Origin of the sequence: Nocardia arizonensis, from assembly GCF_001310275.1 — a bacterium.
Classification (GTDB): domain Bacteria; phylum Actinomycetota; class Actinomycetes; order Mycobacteriales; family Mycobacteriaceae; genus Nocardia; species Nocardia arizonensis.
The window spans coordinates 1-5,751 of sequence record NZ_LGYZ01000105.1 but is presented as its reverse complement, the minus strand read 5'-3'; the positions used below and the strand labels follow the sequence as shown (position 1 = coordinate 5,751).

5 protein-coding genes are annotated in these 5,751 nt (G+C 69.9%); all 5 read left to right on the top strand.

Annotation, left to right across the window (positions count from 1 at the left end; all coding sequences use genetic code 11):
- The coding region (locus APZ21_RS23960) for a lipase family protein (RefSeq protein ID WP_204249146.1) at positions 1 to 753 on the top strand (753 nt) is incomplete at its 5' end.
- Between the two features lie 114 nt (positions 754 to 867).
- On the top strand, positions 868 to 1,617 hold the full coding sequence (locus tag APZ21_RS23955; protein ID WP_054815566.1) for a DUF8176 domain-containing protein: 750 nt from the start codon (positions 868 to 870) through the stop codon (positions 1,615 to 1,617).
- Between the two features lie 9 nt (positions 1,618 to 1,626).
- Complete coding sequence (locus APZ21_RS23950; protein WP_054815565.1) at positions 1,627 to 3,414, top strand: AfsR/SARP family transcriptional regulator; 1,788 nt, start codon at positions 1,627 to 1,629, stop codon at positions 3,412 to 3,414.
- Positions 3,415 to 4,157: 743 nt separating this feature from the next.
- Entirely contained in the window at positions 4,158 to 5,342 is a 1,185-nt protein-coding gene (locus APZ21_RS23945) for an AAA family ATPase (RefSeq protein ID WP_054815564.1), read from the top strand.
- A gap of 37 nt (positions 5,343 to 5,379) precedes the next feature.
- Positions 5,380 to 5,751 (top strand): hypothetical protein (locus APZ21_RS35225; protein ID WP_476739087.1); only part of this gene is annotated, 372 nt, incomplete at its 3' end.

Genomic DNA, 5,751 nt, shown 5'->3' with positions numbered 1-5,751 from the left:
TTCCTCGCCGCCCGCGCCGCCGGTGCCAAACCGGTCCTCGACCTGGCTCGCGCGGTCTACCGCGCCTCGGATCTGGACCTGCCGGTCGCCCCGGTAGTTGCCTGGGGGTACGCCGACGGCGGTCGGGTCGCGGCCGTCGCGGGCGAGTTGCAACCGTGGTACGCGCCCGAGATCGACCTGCGCGGTGTGGCCGCCGGAGCGGTCTTCTCCGATCTGGCGGTCCTGGCCCCGTTGATCAGCCGGGGCACCCGCAGAGGTATCGCGGGGTTGGCGTTCGCCGGGCTGATCGGGTTGTCCCACGCCTACAACCAGCTCCCGCTGCGGCACGTGCTCAACGAGGACGGGCTCGTCGCCGCCGCCGAGGCCCGTCACCTCACCGTCGTGGAACTGCTGCAACGCTTCCCTCAACCCTTGGCGCACTGGTGCCGCGACCGTGACCCGTGGAACGACCACTGGTGGCGACGAGTCCTCGCGCTGGAGTCGCTGGCGCACGTGAAATCGTCTGTGCCGCTGCACCTCTACCACGGCGAGCTCGATCTGGTCGTGCCGGTGCGATCAGGGCGGCGCGCCATGATCGCCTACCGGCAGCGCGGCACGAACGTTGACTGGCGCGAATACGACGGCGACCACCGCTCCACCGCGCACTGGGCGATCTCCGATGTCCTGGCCCGACTCGCCACCGACATCGCCAACGGTCCGGTGTCCCAGCCGATCCCGGCTCAAGACGAGGCCGAGGCGAGGCGAGGCGCGTGAGCCGTCCCTGAACCCCTCCGGGGGAACCTGCCCGCACCCGGGCACCCCACTTCCCCCACCACCGGGTGCGGGCAGGCCCCGGAGACACCACTGATCCGAGTCGAGGCGAGATGAATGCCGAGGTACCCGCGCAACCCACCTGAGAACGAGGACGACGAGGTCGACGCCTGGGTCGAGCTGCCCCCGGCTGTTGTGGACCTGCGCCTCGTCGCCGACACCGGCACCGACCATGATCTCGGTGAGCCCGACGAGCCGCTCCTGCCGGAGCAGTTCTGGTACCACCGGATACGCGACACTCCCAGCGCGGCCGACACCGTCGGGATTTCCCGTTGGGGGACCGGGTTAGGGGAGCGGCTGCCGCGCGGTGCCTGGGCCGCGCTGGCGGCCACGATCGCCGTCCTGGCCGGGGTGCTGCTCGCATCGCCTGGGAAGACCGGCGACACCGGCGCGCAGGTACCGGCCACAGCTGCACCACCCACCTCGACCACGCTAGTGCAGGGCCCGTGCACCGGGCTCACCGGCGAGGTGGTCACCGAGCAGTCCGGTGACCCGACGACCTTGGCCGGGGTGATCGCCTCCTTCGAGGCCGCCTACTACATCCACCGCGACGCCGGGAAGGCGATGCCGTTGCTCGCGCCCGAGAGCGGGATCACCTTCGAGGGACTCGCCGCGGGCATCGCCTCGATCCCGCCCGGTACCCGCCACTGCGTCGCGATCACCCCGATCGCCCCGACCACCGCCAACGTTCACATCGCCGAGATCCGCCCGGACCGCACCCGGACCGACTACCTCCAACTGATCAACACCCGACCCGCCGACAGCGGGGGCGCGTTGCTGATCTCCAACGTCCAGAAGCAGGGATAGGAGCCACCGATGAGGCCGCAGGCGCCCTACCTGATCGCTGTCGCCGGACTGAGCTCGCGCGCGGGAACCACCACGACCACCGTCGCGCTCGCCCACACCTGGCCCGGCCCCGAAACCGCGCTCGTCGTCGAGGCCGACCCCGCAGGCGGCCAGCTCGCCGACATGGTCGGCGCGGACCCCTATCTGGGTTCGGCGAGCCTGGCCCGACGCACCGCCCTCGGTGTGCCCATGACCGGGGAGCTGCTGGGCCAGCATGTGCAGTATCTGCCTGGCGGGCAGGCGTTCCTGGCCGCCCCGCCCGGGCATGCCCCCGACGACCCGGTCCCGGCTGCTGCGCTTCTGACGGATCTGGACCGGGGTTGGCGTGGGTTCGGCGCGGTGGTGTTCGCCGATTGCGGTGTCCCCGAGCCGGGTGCGCCCGCGCACCCGGTCATCGCTGCCGCCGACTCTGCCCTGTTCGTGGTCCGCGCCGAGCACATCGACCCCGAGACCGCCGCCCAGCGGGTCCTCGACCTCACCCGCCGTCGGCGCCCCCGGGGCCTGGTGGTGATCGGCGGCAGCCGCGCTTACATCGACGCGATCGGGTTCCCCGTCGTCGGCGAGCTGCCGGTCTCCCGCTCCGGTGCCCGTGCCCTGCTGACCGGCCGCCGCTCCCGCCAGCACCTCATCCCGCCCGCACGCGGCACCATCACCGCCGTCGAGATCCAACTGCGCCGCTACGAACGCACCGGCCAGTTCGACCCACCCCACATCGGACAATCTGCCCGCCACCAAGGCCGTTCGGTGCGGCGTCCTCGCCGCGGTGAGGACGCGCCCAGGATCTATGCCATCGACCCCGCCACCGTGCCGACGCCGCGTCTTCGCCCGCGTGAGCCCGTCGTGGTCGATACCACCGAAACACCGGCCTCTGAACCGGTGCTCGCGGTGGCGGCCGAGGATGCCGGCCAACCCGCAGAAGGTGACCTCGCCGCGGTGCCCGAGCCGAGCCCGCACCCCGAGATCGAGAGCACTGAGCCTGCACCGGGGCCGACACCGGCCGACGGCGCGCCCGCGCTGGCAGTGCGGGTGTTCGGGCCCACTCGCATCTTCTGGAACGCCGAAACCGGTGAGAGCGTGGAGATCACTACCCAACTACAGCCGCGTGCCCGCGAACTGGTGGCTGTGCTTGCCCTGCATCCCGAGGGTTTGCCACGCCAGCAGCTGATCGAGCGGCTGTGGGGCGATCGGCCCGGCACCCGGGGCAGCAGCGCCTTGGCGAACACCCTGAGCCGCTTGCGTGCCGCGCTGGGCACCGCCACCGGCGGACAGGTCAGCGAGGTACTCGCCGAGGACCGCACCAAGGTCCGGCTTTCGAGCCAGGTGGGGGTGGACTACTGGGACTTCAACGTAGCGGTGGCTCAACGTCGCCACGCGCGCAGCGACACCGAGCAGGCCGAAGCCGCCCGCCGTATCGCGGCGCTGGCCACCAGCGAGCTGGCCAGCGACCTCACTGACACCTGGGTTCAATCCCTGCGCGAATCGGCCCGGCGGACTTCGCTCAACGCCTTGAGCTGGCTGGCCACTCGTAGCAGCACCGACCTCGACGCGACCTTGGGAATGCTCGAGACCGCCGTGGAAAACGACCCCTACAACGAGGCGGTCTGGCACGATCTCCTACGCCTGCACGCCCGTCGCGGGGAAACCGCCGCACTCACCCGCACCTACCGGCTCCTGACCCGGCGACTTTCCGAGATAGGGCAGCGTCCGAGTCCAGAAACCCGCCAGCTCCTCGAACAGCTCCGCCGCGACCAGAAATAGAGTCGAATGCTGGCGGCCATTACCACTCGCGCAGCATGTCAATTAATGTAGAAGCCGGAATTTCGATTTTCTGGCATCGAGCGAAAATGTGTGCCGGGGATAGTGGAATATCTACTCGAATTGTGTTCTAGACGGTTCTATCGTCGCTGGACACTCCGTGCTCGGCTGTGGATAAAACTGCGGTGAGCCTGAGTGGCTCGATGAAAAAAGATCGGTGCGTCGTTCCATGGTGGGTTTCGATGCACGATTCGGTGCGAAGATTGGAACGACGCACCCTCTATGGGCCATATAGGCAGGTCGGGCGGCGGATATCCGCGCGGATATCATCGGGGATTGTCTATCCACAAAGATGGATAGACATGCTCGTGCGGGCTCTCTCGCGTGGCTGGCCGTGCTCTCGAATGACTCGCTTCCCGCTGCTGTACCTCCATCTTCCGCCATCGTCCCCGCTCTCCCAATTTATAATTCTTCTGTCTTTTTGGGTCTTTTCCGGCCGGGGTGTGATGTCGCTGGTGAGGCTGCTTGCATGGCGCATTCCGAAATTGCGTAGTCGGACTCGCGGTTGTCCGGAAAAATTCCGGAAAATTGAGCTGTTTTCGGGGTTGTGAGTTTGTTCGAGGTCGAGCTAGCGTCGACCACGTTCCCGGAATTCGCCGGGAAATTCGTAGAAATCCGAATGGCGGCCACGCCGCACGTATGCCGAAAACCGGCGCGAATTCGGAACGGAAATTGCAGGAGTCGCAATGCCCACCACACCCGCCCCCGCCGCTACCGCTGCACCGGCCGCCGGTCGCCTGCCCAACGGCGAACTCCGCCGCATGGTGGCCGCCGCGCTGGCCGCCGACCCCGTCCGCGAACAGTCGCCCCGCGAAATCGCCGCCGGGCTGAACCGGTCCTCGGGCGCTGTCGGCAACGCTCTCGAGGCGTTGACCGCCGCCGGGCACGCCGAACGCACCTCGGCCGCGCCCCGCCGCTACCGCGCCACCGCCACCACGACTACCGCCGCCACCCCGGCCGTTACCGCCCCGGCCCCGGCCGCGCCTGCCGCCCCGGCCCCCAGCAAGCCGAAACCGGCCCGCCGCACCAAGAAGACCGCCACCCCGGCCCCGGCCGCGCCCGCCGCCCCGGCCCGCACAGGTAACACGGTGGCCCGGCCGAACGGGCAGGACTACCACCTGCGTCAGCTCGCCGGGCGCGCCGATGTGGAGGTGTTGCAGACCATGCGCGCGGCGGAGGTGCCGGTGCTGCTGTACGGGCCGCCCGGCACCGGTAAGACCTCGCTCATCGAGGCCGCCTACGGGGACCTGCTCACGGTGCAGGGCGACGGGGACACCACGGTCGCCGATTTCGTGGGCGAGTACACCCAAACCCCCGACGGCCGTTTCGTTTTCGTAGACGGCCCTCTCGTTCGGGCGATGAAAGAGGGCCGGGTGCTGTTCATCGATGACGCGACCCTGATCTCGCCGACCGTGCTTGCGGCGGTGTATCCGGCGATGGACGGTCGAAAAGAGCTGGTGGTCAAAGCAACCGGCGCGGTGGTGAAGGCTGAGCCCGGGTTCTTCGTGGTGGCCGGGCACAACCCCGGCGTGCACGGAGCCATCCTGTCCGACGCGCTGAGTTCGCGGTTCGCGTTCCAGGTGCGCGTGGTTTCCGACCTCGACCTGGCCGCCCAGCTGGGGGTGGAACGCCGCGCGGTGAAAGTGGCGCGGGAGCTGGCCGCCCGGCAGGCCAAGGGCGAGGTCGGGTGGGCCCCGCAACTGCGCGAGTTGCTGGCGTTCCGCAAGATCGCCGCCGCCACCGACCCCGACACCGCGATGGCCAACCTCCTCGGGGCCGCCCCGGAAGAGGACCGCGAGGTGGTGGCCGCCGTGATGAAAACCGTGTGCGGCACCAGCCACACCCCGCTCGCCCTCGGCCCCCGCCTCTAACCACTACCCGCCGCACGCCCGAAAGGTATTGCCTGCCATGACCGGCCACGTGATCACCGCCCCTGCCCCCGCTAGCCCCGCCGCGCCCGCCACCCCGGGCACCGGCACCGCTTCCGCCCCGGCCGCCGCCGGGGCGGGGGCGGCCCCCGCCGCCGCGCCTGCCACCCCCGCCCCGACGTCTGTGCCGGTCACCGGGGGATGGGCCACCCTTTCGGCCGCCATGACCGCCGAGGTTCCGCCGATCGCCGACCGTGACGATTTGACCGTGAGCATCGCCCCCGGTGCCGCGTTCGGGCACCCGGCGGTGTTCGTGCCCGCACTGCGCGCGATCGAACTCGACGGGTCCCGACTCAAGATCGACCCGGCCGCCGCGTGCCCGGCCCGCAACAGTGACCGCAACCACTACCCG